The sequence below is a fragment of the Bacillus sp. 275 genome, assembly GCF_001999205.1.
GTDB classification, from domain to species: Bacteria; Bacillota; Bacilli; order Bacillales; family Bacillaceae; genus Bacillus; species Bacillus velezensis.
The window spans coordinates 3,306,546-3,323,329 of the sequence record NZ_CP019626.1; the positions used below are offsets into that span (position 1 = coordinate 3,306,546).

The 16,784-nt window shown below is 46.8% G+C and carries 14 protein-coding genes; 13 read left to right on the top strand and 1 reads right to left on the bottom strand.

Going from position 1 to position 16,784, the window contains the following annotated elements:
• Positions 1–14: 14 nt before the first annotated feature.
• The 8 genes from leuC (at position 15) to yihA (ending at position 11,110) form a co-directional block, all read left to right on the top strand.
• Complete coding sequence (gene leuC, locus BZ167_RS16280; protein ID WP_007408145.1) at positions 15–1,433, top strand: 3-isopropylmalate dehydratase large subunit; 1,419 nt, start codon at positions 15–17, stop codon at positions 1,431–1,433.
• A gap of 15 nt (positions 1,434–1,448) precedes the next feature.
• Positions 1,449–2,048, top strand: a complete 600-nt coding sequence (gene leuD, locus BZ167_RS16285; protein WP_007408146.1) for a 3-isopropylmalate dehydratase small subunit — start codon at positions 1,449–1,451, stop codon at positions 2,046–2,048.
• Positions 2,049–2,164: 116 nt separating this feature from the next.
• Positions 2,165–3,169, top strand: coding sequence for a DNA damage checkpoint antagonist DdcA (ddcA, locus tag BZ167_RS16290; protein ID WP_015417936.1), 1,005 nt, complete (start codon positions 2,165–2,167; stop codon positions 3,167–3,169).
• Positions 3,170–3,385: 216 nt separating this feature from the next.
• Positions 3,386–4,660, top strand: coding sequence for a trigger factor (gene tig, locus BZ167_RS16295; protein ID WP_003152618.1), 1,275 nt, complete (start codon positions 3,386–3,388; stop codon positions 4,658–4,660).
• Between the two features lie 271 nt (positions 4,661–4,931).
• Positions 4,932–6,194, top strand: a complete 1,263-nt coding sequence (clpX, locus tag BZ167_RS16300; RefSeq protein ID WP_007408149.1) for an ATP-dependent protease ATP-binding subunit ClpX — start codon at positions 4,932–4,934, stop codon at positions 6,192–6,194.
• Between the two features lie 149 nt (positions 6,195–6,343).
• Positions 6,344–8,002 (top strand): ATP-dependent protease LonB, encoded by a 1,659-nt coding sequence (lonB, locus tag BZ167_RS16305; protein WP_012118116.1) that lies wholly within the window; start codon positions 6,344–6,346, stop codon positions 8,000–8,002.
• A gap of 199 nt (positions 8,003–8,201) precedes the next feature.
• On the top strand, positions 8,202–10,526 hold the full coding sequence (gene lon / locus BZ167_RS16310) for an endopeptidase La (RefSeq protein ID WP_077392144.1): 2,325 nt from the start codon (positions 8,202–8,204) through the stop codon (positions 10,524–10,526).
• The gene (gene yihA / locus BZ167_RS16315) at positions 10,523–11,110 is read left to right on the top strand and encodes a ribosome biogenesis GTP-binding protein YihA/YsxC (RefSeq protein ID WP_007612895.1); all 588 of its coding nucleotides are present in this window, start codon (positions 10,523–10,525) and stop codon (positions 11,108–11,110) included. The genes lon and yihA overlap by 4 nt, the downstream gene beginning before the upstream one ends.
• A gap of 32 nt (positions 11,111–11,142) precedes the next feature.
• Here yihA and BZ167_RS16320 read toward each other — a convergent pair whose 3' ends face one another.
• Complete coding sequence (locus BZ167_RS16320; RefSeq protein ID WP_015240316.1) at positions 11,143–11,634, bottom strand: hypothetical protein; 492 nt, start codon at positions 11,632–11,634, stop codon at positions 11,143–11,145.
• 194 nt (positions 11,635–11,828) lie between these two features.
• On the opposite strand from BZ167_RS16320, the gene hemA reads away from it, so the two are divergent.
• Genes hemA through hemB form a run of 5 tightly spaced genes read left to right on the top strand, consistent with a single transcriptional unit; the run spans position 11,829 to position 16,759 of the window.
• Positions 11,829–13,196, top strand: coding sequence for a glutamyl-tRNA reductase (gene hemA / locus BZ167_RS16325; RefSeq protein WP_003152628.1), 1,368 nt, complete (start codon positions 11,829–11,831; stop codon positions 13,194–13,196).
• 7 nt (positions 13,197–13,203) lie between these two features.
• Entirely contained in the window at positions 13,204–14,034 is an 831-nt protein-coding gene (locus BZ167_RS16330) for a cytochrome c biogenesis protein (RefSeq protein WP_015417935.1), read from the top strand.
• A gap of 34 nt (positions 14,035–14,068) precedes the next feature.
• A complete protein-coding gene (hemC, locus tag BZ167_RS16335; RefSeq protein ID WP_007408155.1) occupies positions 14,069–15,010 on the top strand; it encodes a hydroxymethylbilane synthase in 942 nt (313 codons plus the stop codon).
• Entirely contained in the window at positions 15,000–15,779 is a 780-nt protein-coding gene (locus tag BZ167_RS16340; protein ID WP_015417934.1) for a uroporphyrinogen-III synthase, read from the top strand. The genes hemC and BZ167_RS16340 overlap by 11 nt, the downstream gene beginning before the upstream one ends.
• A 5-nt stretch (positions 15,780–15,784) precedes the next feature.
• A complete protein-coding gene (hemB, locus tag BZ167_RS16345) occupies positions 15,785–16,759 on the top strand; it encodes a porphobilinogen synthase (protein WP_099686900.1) in 975 nt (324 codons plus the stop codon).
• The last annotated feature ends 25 nt before the right edge of the window (positions 16,760–16,784 follow it).

Genomic DNA, 16,784 nt, shown 5'->3' on the forward strand with positions numbered 1-16,784 from the left:
GGGAGGAAACAAAGATGATGCCTCGAACAATCATCGAAAAGATTTGGGATCGGCATGTTGTAAAAAGCGGTGAAGGAAAACCCGACCTTCTCTATATTGATCTGCACCTCATTCATGAGGTGACGTCTCCTCAGGCGTTCGAAGGGTTAAGGCAGAAGGGAAGAAAGGTCAGACGGCCGCAGAACACATTCGCAACGATGGACCACAATATTCCGACCGTCAACCGTTTTGACATTAAAGATGAAGTCGCAAAGCGCCAAGTAACCGCGCTTGAACGGAATTGTGAGGAGTTTGGCGTCCGTCTTGCGGATCTTCACAGCGCAGACCAGGGAATCGTTCACGTAGTCGGACCTGAGCTTGGTCTGACACTACCGGGGAAAACGATCGTTTGCGGAGACAGCCATACATCGACTCACGGCGCATTCGGGGCGCTTGCCTTCGGTATCGGCACAAGTGAGGTGGAACATGTTCTTTCCACTCAGACATTGTGGCAGCAGCGGCCGAAAACGCTTGAAATCCGCGTTGACGGAACGCTCCAAAAAGGAGTGACCGCGAAGGATGTCATCTTGTCGGTCATCGGAAAATACGGGGTGAAATTCGGTACCGGATATGTCATTGAATACACCGGGGAAGTATTCAGAAACATGTCTATGGACGAACGCATGACCGTCTGCAATATGTCAATAGAAGCGGGAGCCCGGGCGGGACTGATCGCTCCGGATGACACGACGATTGAATATTGTAAAAACCGTAAATACGCGCCAAAAGGCGAGGAATTTGAAAAAGCCGCCGCAGAATGGAAAGCGTTAAAAACCGATCCGGGCGCCGTATACGATCATTCCATCGTGCTAGACGGCAGCGAGATTTCTCCAATGGTAACATGGGGCGTCAATCCCGGTATGGTTCTTCCGGTCGATGCCCAAATACCGGCGCCGGAAACGATTGATTCTGAAGACGGTAAAAAAGAAGCCATCCGCGCGTACGAATACATGGGAATCTCACCGAATCAAAAAATTGAAGATATTAAAGTCGAGCATGTGTTTATTGGCTCCTGTACAAATTCGCGGATGACCGATCTTCGCCAGGCTGCGGATATGATCAAAGGCCGAAAAGTCGCTGACAGCGTCAGAGCCATTGTGGTCCCGGGTTCTCAAAGCGTGAAACAGCAGGCCGAAGAAGAAGGGCTGCACCGCGTGTTTCTCGAGGCCGGATTTGAATGGAGAGAATCAGGCTGCAGCATGTGCCTCAGTATGAACAATGATGTCGTGCCTGAAGGGGAACGATGCGCTTCCACTTCCAACCGCAACTTCGAAGGCAGACAGGGAAAAGGCGCGAGAACACACCTTGTCAGTCCGGCGATGGCGGCAATGGCAGCCATTCACGGGCATTTCGTCGATGTAAGAAAGTTTTATCAAGAAAAAACAGTTGTGTAAGGAGTGCGCGAAAAGATGGAACCTTTAAAAACGCATACGGGAAAAGCGGCCGTCTTAAATCGGATCAACGTCGATACGGACCAGATTATTCCGAAACAGTTTTTGAAAAGAATTGAAAGAACAGGATACGGCAGATTCGCGTTTTTTGATTGGAGATACCTTGAGAACGGTGAGCCTGATCCTGAATTTGAATTAAACCGCAAAGTCTATGAAGGCGCGTCCATATTAATTGCCGGAGAGAATTTCGGCTGCGGATCATCCCGTGAGCACGCTCCTTGGGCGCTGGATGATTACGGCTTCAAAATCATCATTGCTCCGTCATTTGCCGATATTTTTCATCAAAACTGTTTTAAAAACGGTATGCTTCCCATCCGTATGCCGTATGATCAGTGGAAAAAACTCGCCGGTCAATATGAAAATCAGTCCCTTAACATGACGGTTGATTTGGAAAACCAGCTCATTCACGACAGTGAAGGCAAAGAGATTTCATTTGAAGTCGATCCGCACTGGAAGGAAATGCTGATTAACGGTTATGATGAAATTTCATTAACGCTTCTGCTGGAGGACGACATTCAGCAGTTTGAATCGAAAAGAAGTTCTTGGCTTCAAGCCTGAAAAAAGCCGACCGGATCTGTCCGGCGGCTTTTTTTACCGTGCGCACCATCCTTTCTTGTGTTTCCTGACGCGTGTTGATACACTTGAAAAAAATAGCGCCTGAAAGGAAATAAAGTATGACGCATGACAAGAAAAAAGCTGATATCATTCCTTTCCCCCGTCTGAAAGAACGCTTGGTTGATAAAGGGATGGCCGCCATGAAGGATAAACAGTATCAGGAGGCCCTCGAACTGTTCTCAGAGGCGGTAAGCCACGGCGATACCGAGTCCGACGTACATTTAGGCATGGCGATTTGTTTTCTGGAACTCGGGGAATTGGAAGAAGCAAAACAAGTTTGCGAGAAAATGCTGAATGAAGGGTACGGCCATTATTTCACCGTACTGCAAGTGTACATGACCATTTTAATTCAGCTGAAACAATATGAAGAAGTCAAAAGCACAATTGAAGCTGTGCTGGAAGAAAACCAGCTGCCCGCAGAAAGTGCGGAGCAATTCTACCGGCTGCTCGAATTCAGCCGCAAAATGACCGATCCCGACCAGCAGGATGAAGCGTGGGAGGAGGAATACGAGGACATTCTTGATGCGGAAAAAGTGCTGAACAGCCCCGCTGAACAAATGAATCTGATTCATTCTCTCAAAGACCGCAATATTGCAAAATACACGGGTCTCTTAAAAACGATTCTTCAAGATCCGGGCGCTCATCCTCTTATCAAGACGATGATTTTGACGCTGATGGCGGACCATGACTACAGCAAGCCGGTCCATATTACAAAATTCGGCGATTCAATGACCGCGGTTCCGAGTGAAACGGTTCAGCCTGATGCGGCTCCGATTTTGCATCGCGTTCTCCGGGTGCTTGATGAAACGCTCGGCAATGAAAACCCTACATTATACGCTGCCGTCGAGGAGCTGTGGAGAAGGCATCTGTACGTTCTGCACCCTTTTATGCCGAAGTTTTTGAACGCAGATTTATGGGCGGCGGCGCTTCATAAGGTCGGTTACGAGATGCACGGCATTGACATTGAGCAGGAGGAACTTCATATGATGTACGAGTTTGACAGCCGCGAACTCGAAGAAGCCTGCTCGATGATTAAGGATATTGAAGAAATTTCTTATTTGTAAATCACACCATATAGTTGAAAGCGGTAGGCGTTATGTTATAATATAGTGGTTGTATTTATGTATAGCGGTTTAACTGAAATGAGAATTACGGTTGGACAGGCTGCCAGTTCATTACATAATGATTCTGATTCAAAGCGGTTTTTTCTTTGACAAAGCCGCGGATTGCTTTAGAATGGAAGACCGACACAACCTGAATAGATTTTTGGAGGGAAACACATGTCTGTAAAATGGGAAAAACAAGAAGGCAACGAAGGCGTATTAACGGTTGAAGTTGATGCGGATACGTTCAAAACAGCTCTTGATGATGCATTTAAAAAAGTAGTAAAACAGGTTTCTATTCCTGGATTCCGCAAAGGGAAAGTTCCCCGCGGTTTATTCGAACAGCGTTTCGGCGTTGAAGCTCTTTACCAGGATGCTTTAGATATTTTACTTCCTGTAGAATACCCTAAAGCGGTTGAAGAAGCCGGCATTGAGCCTGTAGACCGCCCTGAAATCGATGTTGAAAAAATCGAAAAAGGCGAAAGCTTGATTTTCACTGCAAAAGTGACTGTAAAACCGGAAGTGAAACTTGGCGATTACAAAGGCTTAGGAATCGAAAAAGATGACACTGCCGTTACTGACGAAGATGTACAAAACGAACTTAAAGCTCTTCAAGAGCGTCAGGCTGAGCTTGTCGTGAAAGAAGAAGGCGCTGTTGAAAACGGCGATACAGTCGTTCTTGACTTCGAAGGTTTCGTTGACGGCGAAGCGTTTGAAGGCGGAAAAGCTGAGAACTACTCACTTGAAGTAGGATCAGGTTCATTCATCCCGGGCTTCGAAGAGCAGTTAACAGGCCTTGAAGCAGGCGCTGAAAAGGATGTTGAAGTAACATTCCCTGAAGAGTACCACGCTGAAGAGCTTGCCGGAAAACCAGCTGTTTTCAAAGTGAAAATTCATGAAATCAAAGCGAAAGAGCTTCCTGAGCTTAACGACGAATTCGCAAAAGACATTGACGAAGAAGTTGAAACGCTTGCTGAATTAACTGAGAAAACAAAAAAACGCCTTGAAGAAGCAAAAGAAAACGAAGCTGACGCTAAATTGCGTGAAGAGCTTGTTCTGAAAGCATCTGAAAACGCTGAAGCTGATGTTCCTCAAGCGATGATCGACACTGAGCTTGACCGCATGCTGAAAGAATTCGAACAGCGTCTGCAAATGCAAGGCATGAACCTTGAGCTTTACACTCAATTCTCAGGCCAAGACGAAAACGCGTTAAAAGAGCAAATGAAAGAAGATGCCGCAAAACGCGTAAAATCAAACCTGACTCTTGAAGCGATCGCTCAAGCAGAAAACCTTGAAGTAACGGACGAAGAAGTTGAAGCTGAGCTGACTAAAATGGCTGAAGCTTACAACATGCCGGTTGAAAACATTAAGCAGGCAATCGGTTCAACTGACGCGATGAAAGAAGATTTAAAAGTTCGAAAAGCAATTGATTTTCTTGTAGAAAACCGTTAATATGGTTCATAATAATAGACATAATAAAACAGGGCGCGATTAATTCGTGCCTTGTTTTGTACAATTATGATATAACTCTTTTTCTTGGGGCAAGATAGTCATTGCCGGGCTGTTTTTCGTCATACATATAGAATGTGCAAGTGCGAAACACATTGTTACCGTCTTACTGGAAAGTATGGTAAAATGCAATACATACTCGATCGTAGCAAGAACCGTTTTCTTTTGCCCTTCAGGTAAAAGAAAAAGTGAGACAAGATTAAGGGGTGAAAGAATGTTTAAATTCAACGAGGAAAAAGGACAATTGAAATGCTCGTTCTGCGGAAAAACGCAAGATCAGGTTCGTAAGCTGGTTGCAGGACCGGGTGTATATATATGCGACGAATGTATTGAGCTCTGTACAGAAATCGTAGAGGAAGAGCTTGGTACAGAAGAAGAAGTCGAATTTAAAGACGTTCCGAAGCCGCAGGAAATCCGTGAGATTCTGAATGAATATGTCATCGGACAGGATCAGGCGAAGAAATCACTTGCGGTTGCGGTATACAACCATTACAAACGCATCAACTCCAACAGTAAAGTGGATGATGTCGAGCTTTCTAAAAGTAATATTTCTTTAATCGGACCGACTGGAAGCGGGAAAACACTTCTTGCCCAGACGCTTGCGCGTATTCTGAACGTGCCGTTTGCGATCGCGGACGCTACATCTCTGACTGAAGCCGGATATGTCGGTGAGGACGTAGAAAACATCCTCCTCAAGCTGATTCAGGCAGCAGACTATGATGTGGAAAAAGCAGAAAAAGGTATTATTTATATCGATGAAATCGATAAAGTAGCGCGAAAATCTGAAAACCCGTCCATTACACGCGACGTATCAGGCGAAGGCGTTCAGCAGGCGCTGCTGAAAATTCTTGAAGGAACGGTTGCAAGCGTGCCGCCTCAAGGAGGACGCAAACATCCTCATCAGGAATTCATCCAGATCGATACGACGAACATCCTGTTCATTTGCGGCGGTGCATTTGACGGCATCGAACAAATCATCAAACGCCGTCTCGGACAAAAAGTCATCGGCTTCGGCTCTGATAATAAAGCGGCAGACCTGGAAAAAGAAGAACTGCTTTCTAAAGTTCTTCCTGAAGACTTGCTCCGTTTCGGTCTGATTCCTGAATTCATCGGCCGTCTTCCTGTCATTGCAAGCCTTGAGCAGCTTGACGAAACGGCACTGGTTGAAATTCTGACTAAACCGAAAAACGCACTCGTCAAACAATACAAGAAAATGTTAGAACTTGATGATGTCGAGCTTGAATTTGAAGACGAGGCATTATCTGAAATTGCGAAAAAAGCGATCGAGCGTAAAACAGGCGCACGCGGCCTGCGTTCTATCATTGAAGGCATCATGCTTGACGTCATGTTTGATCTGCCGTCCCGCGATGATATTGAAAAATGTGTCATTACCGGAGCGACAGTCGCAGACGGTGAAGCACCGCGTCTTGTATTAAAAGACGGCACAGTTGTCGGCCAAGATAAAACATCAGCATAACATGACAAAACCTCCTGACTCGAATTGATCAGGAGGTTTTTTTCTTGTCCTGACCCTTCTGAAAATGTTTATTTCGGGCTTTGCTGGGAGATACTAGCGGACAGAGGAATGAATTGGATACATAAATCGTTTTTTCAGGAGGGACCAGCATGAGTTGGACAGGGATCGCATTATTTGTACAGCTGTTTTTCGGGATAGTCATCGGATTATATTTTTGGAATCTGCTCAAAAACCAGCGTACACAAAAAGTGACGATAGATAAAGAATCAAAAAAAGAAATGGAACAGCTGCGCAAAATGCGCGCCATCAGTTTATCAGAACCTTTATCAGAAAAGGTGCGGCCGAAAAGCTTTCAGGACATTGTCGGCCAGGAAGACGGAATTAAAGCGTTAAAAGCAGCGCTTTGCGGACCGAACCCGCAGCACGTCATTATTTACGGTCCTCCGGGAGTCGGTAAAACGGCTGCGGCGCGGCTGGTATTGGAAGAAGCGAAAAAACATAAACAGTCACCGTTTCAAAAGCAGGCTGTATTTGTTGAACTTGATGCGACGACCGCGCGATTTGATGAACGGGGGATTGCCGATCCGCTTATCGGTTCAGTGCATGATCCGATTTATCAGGGAGCGGGTGCGATGGGCCAAGCAGGCATTCCGCAGCCGAAACAGGGGGCTGTGACCCATGCTCACGGCGGGGTATTGTTTATTGATGAAATCGGCGAGCTTCACCCGATTCAGATGAATAAAATGCTGAAGGTGCTTGAAGATCGAAAAGTATTTTTAGACAGTGCGTATTACAGTGAAGAAAATACGCAAATACCGAATCACATTCATGATATTTTTCAAAATGGGCTTCCGGCAGATTTCCGTTTGATCGGAGCGACAACGAGAATGCCGAATGAAATTCCGCCGGCCATCCGTTCGCGCTGTCTTGAAGTATTTTTCCGCGAGCTGGAAAAGGATGAACTTAAAATCGTTGCGAAAAAAGCAGCCGACAAAATTCAGAAAGAGATTTCTGACGAAGCTCTCAGTGTGCTGACCACATATACGAGAAACGGACGTGAAGCCGTCAATATGATCCAGATCGCCGCCGGCATGGCGGTGACTGAGGACAGAAAAGAAATTACGACAGAAGATATAGAATGGGTTGTTCATTCCAGTCAGCTTACACCTAAAAATGAGCAGAAAATTGCCGATGAACCGCAAGTCGGCATCGTGAACGGACTTGCCGTCTACGGGCCGAACAGCGGCGCATTGCTGGAAATCGAAGTGAATGTCACACCTGCGCAGGACAAAGGAAGCCTGAATATCACGGGAATTGCAGAGGAAGAAAGTATCGGCAGCCAATCGAAGTCGATCCGCCGCAAAAGCATGGCGAAGGGATCTGTGGAAAATGTTCTGACGGTTCTCCGCACAATGGGCATCAAACCTTCAGACTATGACATTCACGTCAATTTTCCGGGCGGAGGCCCGATTGACGGACCTTCAGCAGGTATCGCAATGGCCGCGGGGATTTTTTCCGCGATTCACCGCATCCCGATCGACCATACGGTGGCGATGACGGGAGAAATCAGCCTGACGGGGCTTGTCAAACCGATCGGCGGCGTCATTCCGAAAATTAAAGCCGCAAAACAGGCCGGAGCAAAAACGGTCATTATCCCATATGAAAATCAGCAGTCCATTCTGAAACGAATAGACGGAATCACCATTAAAGCGGTAAAAACGTTCCAGGAAGTGCTGGACGTCATATTGGTTGACCCTCCTTCAGAACAAAAACCGTTTGATATCCAAATGAATAAAGAATCCGTATAAACCCCATTTTTATAATGGGGTTTTTTTATGGAGGACATCTTTTCCTTTTTCAGAACAGAAAGAAAGGGTATACTACGAAGAGACTGTTTTATATACAGGGCAGGCGGATAAGCCGATTAAAGCCCGATCCCGGAATTGTACAACGGTGAAAAAGTTGTATTATAATGGTTCATACTAAAGTCACGGAGGTGTCAGTCACATGGCAGAAGATACAAAACGCAGCATCCCGCTCCTCCCTTTAAGAGGCTTATTGGTATACCCGACAATGGTTTTACATTTAGATGTAGGCCGTGACAAGTCGGTTCAGGCTCTTGAACAGGCAATGATGCATGATCATATGATTTTTTTAGCCACTCAGCAGGATATTTCGATAGACGAACCGGGTGAAGAGGATATTTTCGCCGTCGGCACTTATACAAAAATTAAACAGATGCTGAAGCTGCCCAACGGTACGATCAGAGTGCTTGTAGAAGGAATTCAGCGGGCGCAGATCCTTGAATACACCGAGCTCGAAGATTATATTTCGGTCGATATACAGCTGATGCATGAGGATGATTCAAAAGACGTGGAAGACGAAGCGCTTATGCGGACGCTGCTGGACCATTTTGACCAGTACATAAAAATTTCTAAAAAAATCTCCGCAGAAACGTATGCGGCTGTGACTGATATTGAAGAGCCCGGCAGAATGGCGGATATCGTCGCTTCTCATCTCCCGCTGAAATTAAAGGACAAGCAGGACATTTTAGAAACGGCGGATATTAAAGAACGTCTGAATAAGGTCATCCGTTCCATTCATAATGAAAAAGAAGTGCTGGAGATTGAGAAAAAAATCGGTCAGCGCGTCAAACGTTCGATGGAACGCACTCAAAAGGAATACTACTTGCGTGAACAGATGAAAGCCATTCAGAAGGAGCTTGGCGACAAAGAAGGAAAAACCGGCGAAGTTCAGTCGCTCACGGAAAAGATAGAAGAAGCAGGCATGCCTGAGCGTGTCAAAGAAACGGCGCTTAAGGAATTAAGCCGTTACGAAAAAGTGCCGTCAAGCTCAGCGGAAAGCTCTGTTATCCGCAACTATATCGACTGGCTCATCGCCCTTCCGTGGTCAGATGAAACAGAAGATAAACTTGATATTAAAAAAGCCGGGGAAATCTTAGATAAAGAGCACCACGGCTTAGAGAAAGTGAAAGAGCGGATTTTGGAGTATTTGGCCGTGAAACAGCTGACGAAAACGCTGAAAGGGCCGATTCTTTGTCTGGCCGGACCTCCGGGAGTCGGCAAAACATCTCTTGCAAAATCAATCAGTACGAGCATGGGGCGCCGTTTTGTGAGAATTTCACTGGGCGGAGTGCGCGATGAGTCTGAAATCCGCGGGCACCGGCGTACATACGTCGGAGCGATGCCGGGCCGTATTATACAGGGGATGAAAAAAGCCGGCAAACAAAATCCGGTTTTTCTCCTGGATGAGATCGACAAAATGTCGTCTGATTTCAGAGGCGATCCGTCTTCGGCGATGCTTGAGGTGCTGGATCCGGAACAAAACAGCACATTCAGCGACCACTATATTGAAGAGACGTTCGATTTATCGAAAGTGCTGTTTATCGCGACTGCGAATAACCTTGCTTCCATCCCGGGCCCTCTCAGAGACAGAATGGAGATTATCAGCCTGTCAGGCTACACTGAAAACGAAAAGCTGGAGATCGTGAAGGACCACCTGCTTCCGAAACAAATCAAAGAGCACGGGCTCACAAAGAGCAACCTGCAGATTCGGGACCAGGCGATTACGGACATCATCCGCTACTACACGAGGGAAGCCGGCGTGAGAACGCTTGAACGCCAGATTGCCGCCATTTGCCGAAAGGCTGCAAAAGCCATTGTGTCTGAGGAGAGAAAACGCATTACCGTTACAGAGAAAAATCTGGCCGACTATCTCGGAAAACGGATATTCAGATACGGACAGGCGGAAACCGAAGATCAAATCGGGGTTGTCACGGGGCTTGCGTATACGACGGTCGGCGGAGATACGCTGTCAATCGAAGTGTCATTGTCACCGGGAAAAGGAAAGCTGATTCTGACCGGGAAGCTTGGAGATGTCATGCGGGAATCAGCGCAGGCCGCTTTCAGTTATGTCCGCTCGAAAGCGGAACAGTTCGGAATCGATCCGAAATTCCATGAGAAGTATGACATTCATATCCATGTCCCTGAAGGAGCGGTGCCGAAAGACGGCCCTTCTGCCGGAATTACGATGGCCACGGCGCTCGTTTCAGCATTAACGGACCGTGCGGTAAAACGCGAAGTCGGTATGACGGGAGAAATCACGCTGCGGGGCCGCGTGCTTCCGATCGGCGGACTGAAAGAAAAGGCGCTCGGCGCGCACAGAGCGGGCCTGACCACTATTATTGCGCCTAAAGATAACGAAAAAGATATAGAGGATATTCCAGAAAGCGTCAGAGAAGGACTGAAGTTTATATTCGTTTCTCACCTGGATGACGTTTTGGAACATGCCTTAGTAGGAGAGAAGAAATGAAAGTCACAAAGTCAGAAATCGTGATCAGCGCGGTCAAACCCGAACAGTACCCTAATGGGGGGCTTCCGGAAATCGCGCTGGCGGGAAGATCAAATGTAGGAAAGTCATCTTTTATCAATTCATTAATCAATCGGAAAAACTTGGCCAGAACGTCATCAAAACCGGGGAAAACACAGACCCTAAACTTTTACATCATCAATGATGAATTGCATTTTGTCGATGTTCCCGGGTACGGATTTGCGAAAGTTTCCAAAAGCGAGCGGGAAGCATGGGGGAGAATGATTGAAACCTATATGACGACCCGCGAAGAGCTGAAAGCCTGCGTGCAGATTGTCGACCTCAGGCACGCGCCGTCTGCTGAAGACGTGAACATGTATGAATTCCTGAAGTATTACGGCATTCCCGTCATCGTTATCGCGACAAAAGCGGATAAGATTCCAAAAGGAAAATGGGACAAGCACTTAAAGGTTGTCAAACAGACGCTTGATATGGATCCTGAAGATGAGCTGATTTTATTTTCCTCTGAAACGAAAAAAGGCAAAGATGAAGCATGGGGAGCCATTAAAAAAATGATCAGCCGGTAATGAAAAACCCAAAACGCAGTGCGTTTTGGGTTTTATCGTATAGTTTTGTTCCGCTTGATAAACAATAATAAAAGGCTGATTCCGATGAAAACATACGGCCAGTATGTTTTGAAGTGTTCCGTCGGAATATGGACGGACTCCAGCCACGCCGTAATTTGTTTAAAGAAGTATAAAAAGAGGGAAAAACCAATCATGGCAACCGCTTCGTATACATATTCTTTTCTGGCTGCCGCAAATAAGGAGAATCCGAAGACGAAGAGAATCATTTCAAAATCTCCCGGCCACCATGAGAGCTCAGGTTTGGCGAAAAAGTGTAAACCTATGCCGAAAAGAAGCATGCCGATCAGGACGTGAGGCCCGGCCGCTTCCTTTTTGCCCTGATACAAGAGCACGGCACCCAAAAGCATAAGGAGCACCGGCCATTCCCCCTGATTCGCAAACAGGTGAACCTGTCCGCTCTGAAGCCATGCGAATAATGAAGCGGCAAGCAGAAGTCCCGGTAATAAAATTGATGTTTTTTTCATCCTGTCACCTACCCGCAGTAAAGGATTTTTAGTATGATGATTACAGTGGAAACGAGCTTTTTATACTATAGCATAACATTTTTGAAATCTGTTCACATTTTCCCGAAGAAACTATGTTATAATTATTATAAATAATAAATTCTATGTTAGAATGATTATAAATAAATTGCGATGTACGGGGGTGCATGAAAGCGATGCATATTCTTGTTGTGGGAGTAGATTATAAATCCGCCCCTATTGAAATACGCGAAAAAATAAGTTTTCAGCCGGATGAGCTTGCGGAAGCGATGCTTCGTTTAAAAGAAGAAAAAAGCGTTCTTGAAAACATTATCGTGTCAACCTGCAACCGCACCGAAATATATGCGGTGGTCGACCAGCTTCATACCGGCCGTTATTATATAAAAACATTTTTATCCGAATGGTTCTCGCTGCCGAAAGAAGAGCTGTCTCCGTTTCTGAAATTTTATGAGAGCGACGCGGCGATCGAGCATTTATTCCGTGTGGCATGCGGCTTGGATTCCATGGTCATCGGAGAAACGCAAATACTCGGCCAGGTCCGCTCAAGCTTTAAAACGGCGCAGGCAGAAAAGACGATCGGCACCATTTTCAATGAGCTGTTTAAACAGGCGGTGACCGTCGGCAAACGCACGCATGCTGAAACCGATATCGGCGCCAATGCCGTTTCCGTCAGTTACGCCGCCGTTGAACTCGCGAAAAAAATCTTCGGCTCATTGTCAAATAAGCACATTTTGATTCTCGGTGCGGGAAAAATGGGCGAGCTCGCCGCAGAAAACCTGCACGGTCAGGGCATCGGCAAAGTAACGGTCATCAACAGAACGTTTTTGAAGGCAAAAGCGCTCGCTGACCGTTTCTCCGGAGAAGCGCGCAGCTTAAACCAGCTTGAACATGCACTTGCTGAAGCTGATATTTTAATCAGTTCGACAGGCGCAAGTGATTTCGTCGTGTCTAAAGAAATGATGGAGAGAGCGGGCAGACAGCGGAAAGGCCGCCCGTTATTTATGGTGGATATCGCTGTGCCGAGAGATCTCGATCCGGCGCTGAACGATCTTGAAGGTGTTTTTCTGTACGATATTGATGACCTTGAAGGAATCGTTGAAGCCAACTTACAAGAACGCCGTGAAACCGCTGAAAAAGTCGAGCTGTTTATTGAAGCGGCAATTGTTGAGTTTAAGCAGTGGCTTAATACGCTCGGCGTCGTGCCGGTCATTTCGGCGCTGCGTGAAAAGGCGCTGTCCATCCAGTCCGATACGATGCAGAGCATTGAGCGCAAGCTGCCTCATCTGACGGTAAGAGAGAAAAAACTTCTCAGCAAACATACGAAAAGCATCATTAACCAAATGCTGCGCGACCCGATTCTGAAAGCGAAAGAGCTTGCGGCTGAAGCGGATTCAGATGAAAAGCTGAAGCTGTTTATGCAGATTTTCGATATTGAGGAAGAGGCCGGCCGCCAGCTGGACAAAAGCCTGGATAACCGCCAGACGGTTCATTCGTTTCAAAAGGCAGAAGCAAAAACGGGCTTACGTCCGCTTGTAAGTGAGTGAGGGCTGTATGATTGATACAGCAATGGCAAGACTTAATGAAGCGACAATTGTTATTTATGCAGTAAGCGTCCTTTTTTACTTTATAGATTTTCTTCAACACAACCGGAAGGCTGGGAAAATGGCCTTCTGGTTGCTTTCTATTGTCTGGACTCTGCAAACCGTCTATCTTTCTTATTTTATGTGGCAGACGGGCAGATTTCCGGTCTTGAATATTACGGAGGCCCTTTACTTTTATGCGTGGGTGCTTGTCACGCTCTCACTTGTGGTCACGCAGATTCTGCGCGTTGATTTTATCGTGTTTTTCACGAATGTCATCGGTTTCTCGATGATTGCGATCCATACGTTTTCACCGACGGATCAGCATTCGGCCGCTTTTTCCGGCCAGCTGGTCTCAGAGCTTTTGGTCATTCATATTACAATGGCGATTCTGTCTTACGGCGCTTTTTCCCTTTCTTTTGTCTTTTCGCTTCTTTATCAGTTTCAATATTCTTTATTAAAGAAGAAAAAATGGGGAAAATGGCTGTTGAGAATTGAAGATTTGTCAAAACTTGATTATATGGCTTACGTTTTAAATGTCATCGGGGTTCCGATGCTGCTGTTGAGCCTGATATTAGGCGTGATCTGGGCGTATGTGTCGCTGGAAACGCTGTACTGGTTTGATTCAAAAGTGCTCGGCTCGTTTATTGTGCTGCTTTTATACAGCTACTATTTATATATCAGATTGATTAAGGAACTGCAGGGAAAAGTGGCGGCGTTATGGAATTCAGCATGTTTTCTCGTGCTGATGATTAATTACTTCCTGCTCGGAAGCCTGTCGCAATTCCATTGGTTCAGTTAACGCACGCGCCCAAACAGATTCGGGAGGAAAGAAAATGAGAACGATTAAGGTAGGTTCCAGACGGAGCAAACTGGCTATGACCCAGACAAAATGGGTGATTAACAAACTGAAGGAATTGAACCCTTCCTATAACTTTGAAATCCGGGAGATTGTCACAAAAGGCGACCGCATCCTTGATGTTACACTGTCAAAAGTGGGCGGCAAAGGTTTGTTTGTCAAAGAGATTGAACAGGCGCTGCTGCATCAGGAGATTGATATGGCGGTTCACAGCATGAAAGACATGCCCGCCGTTTTGCCCGAGGGTCTTGTCATAGGCTGCATACCGAAACGTGAGGATCCGCGTGATGCGCTGATTTCAAAGGGGCATCAAAAGCTGGACGACATAAAAGAAGGAGGCATCATCGGCACCAGCAGTTTAAGAAGAAGCGCCCAGATTCTTGCTGAACGCCCAGATCTTACAATTAAGTGGATCAGAGGCAATATTGATACGAGACTTCAAAAGCTTGAAACGGAAGATTACGATGCTATTATTTTAGCGGCTGCGGGACTTTCGAGAATGGGCTGGAAAGATGATGTCGTATCTGAATTTCTCGAACCGGACCGCTGTCTGCCTGCGGTCGGCCAAGGCGCTCTTGCCATTGAATGCAGAGAGTCGGATGAGGAGCTTTTGAAGCTGTTTGCGCAATTTACCGATGAGTATACGCAGCGCACGGTGGCAGCCGAACGGGCTTTCTTACACGCGATGGAAGGCGGCTGCCAAGTGCCGATAGCCGGGTATGCGTCCGTCAATGACCGGGATGAGGTTGAATTGGTCGGTCTTGTCGCGTCTCCGGACGGAAAGACGATTTATAAAGAAACAGCGGCGGGACATGATCCGGAAGAAATCGGAAAACGCTGTGCGGCGATGATGTCTGAAAAAGGAGCCAAAGCATTAATCGACAGCGTGAAACAGGAGCTCGATCAGGATGGCAAATGACCTTCCTTTACAAGGAAAGACCGTGCTTGTCACCCGGAACAAAAGACAGGCCGCACCGTTCCGAAAAAAAGTGGAAGCGCTCGGCGGAACGGCTGTTTCCGCTTCGCTGATCGCTTTTCAGGAAGCGCTCCCGGATGAATGTGCGGACAGTCTGCGGGAAGACCTTTCTGAGCCGGGATGGCTTGTGTTTACAAGCGTAAACGGTGTCCGGTTCTTTTTTTCCTATCTTGATCGTCACGGTCTTGCGCTATCGGGACGGAAAAAAATCGCGACCGTCGGTGAAAAGACTGCGCGCGCCCTGAAAGAGCGGGGAGCCCGGACGGATGCGATGCCTGACGAGTATGTGGCGGAATGTCTGGCTGATACTTTAAAACGGCACGCATCAGCTGCCGAACCCATTTCAGTGATAAAGGGCAATTTATCACGCGATGTCATAAAAGCGGAGCTTGAGCCGCTTGGCTATCAAATAAGGGAATGGGTGTTATACAATACCATTCAGGATGAAAAAGGCATGGACGAGCTGAGACGGGCTGCATCCCGCTCTCATTTTGATTTTATTACGTTTACCAGCTCATCGGCGGTCCATACGTTTATGCACGCGGTCGGAGACGGAGAAAAAGCGTGGGAAAACAGCGGTGCGAGCTATATCAGCATCGGCCCTTTGACAGAGAAAGCGCTCTTGGAATACGGGATCTCATCCCATGTGCCTGACACTTATACGATTGAAGGCATGCTGGACGTCATGTGCAGTATGTCGGGAAAGGATTGATAATGATGAATCAAACATTTAACAGACACCGCCGTTTGCGCGCGAACGCTGCGATGAGAGATTTAGTAAAAGAAACACGTCTTCACCCCTCAGATTTTATTTACCCGTTATTTGTCGTTGAAGGGCTCGAAGGAAAAAAAGAAGTTCCTTCCATGCCGGGGGTTTATCATGTATCACTCGATTTGTTAAAGGATGAAATGGCTGAGCTGATATCGCTCGGCATTAAGTCGGTCATCGTTTTCGGCGTGCCGGAAGAAAAAGACGCCTGCGGAACCCAGGCTTTTCACGATCACGGCATTGTGCAGAAAGGGATTGCTGAAATTAAAAAGCATTATCCTGAAATGATCGTCATCGCTGATACGTGTCTCTGTGAATACACGGATCACGGCCATTGCGGCGTCGTGAAAGACGGAGAAATCCTCAATGACGAGTCGCTTGAGCTGCTGGCTCAGACAGCCGTCAGTCAGGCCAAAGCCGGCGCTGATATCATCGCTCCTTCAAATATGATGGACGGTTTTGTCACAGTGATCAGGGAAGCGCTCGACAAAGAAGGATTCACGAATATTCCGATCATGTCTTATGCCGTGAAATATTCAAGTGAATTTTACGGTCCGTTCCGCGACGCGGCTGACAGCACGCCGCAGTTCGGAGACCGAAAAACATATCAGATGGATCCGGCCAACCGCTTGGAAGCGCTCCGTGAGGCTGAATCAGACGCGGCAGAAGGCGCTGACTTTTTAATCGTCAAACCGTCTATGTCATACTTAGATATTATGCGTGATGTGAAAAACCGCCATCACCTGCCGCTGGTCGCATATAATGTGAGCGGGGAGTATTCCATGGTGAAAGCGGCAGCCCAAAACGGCTGGATTAAAGAAAAAGAAATGGTGCTGGAAATTTTAACGGGCATGAAACGTGCAGGAGCCGATCTGATTATGACGTATCATGCAAAAGACGCAGCAAGATGGCTTGCTGAGTAACGATTTCATTTGACGGGAGCTGAGG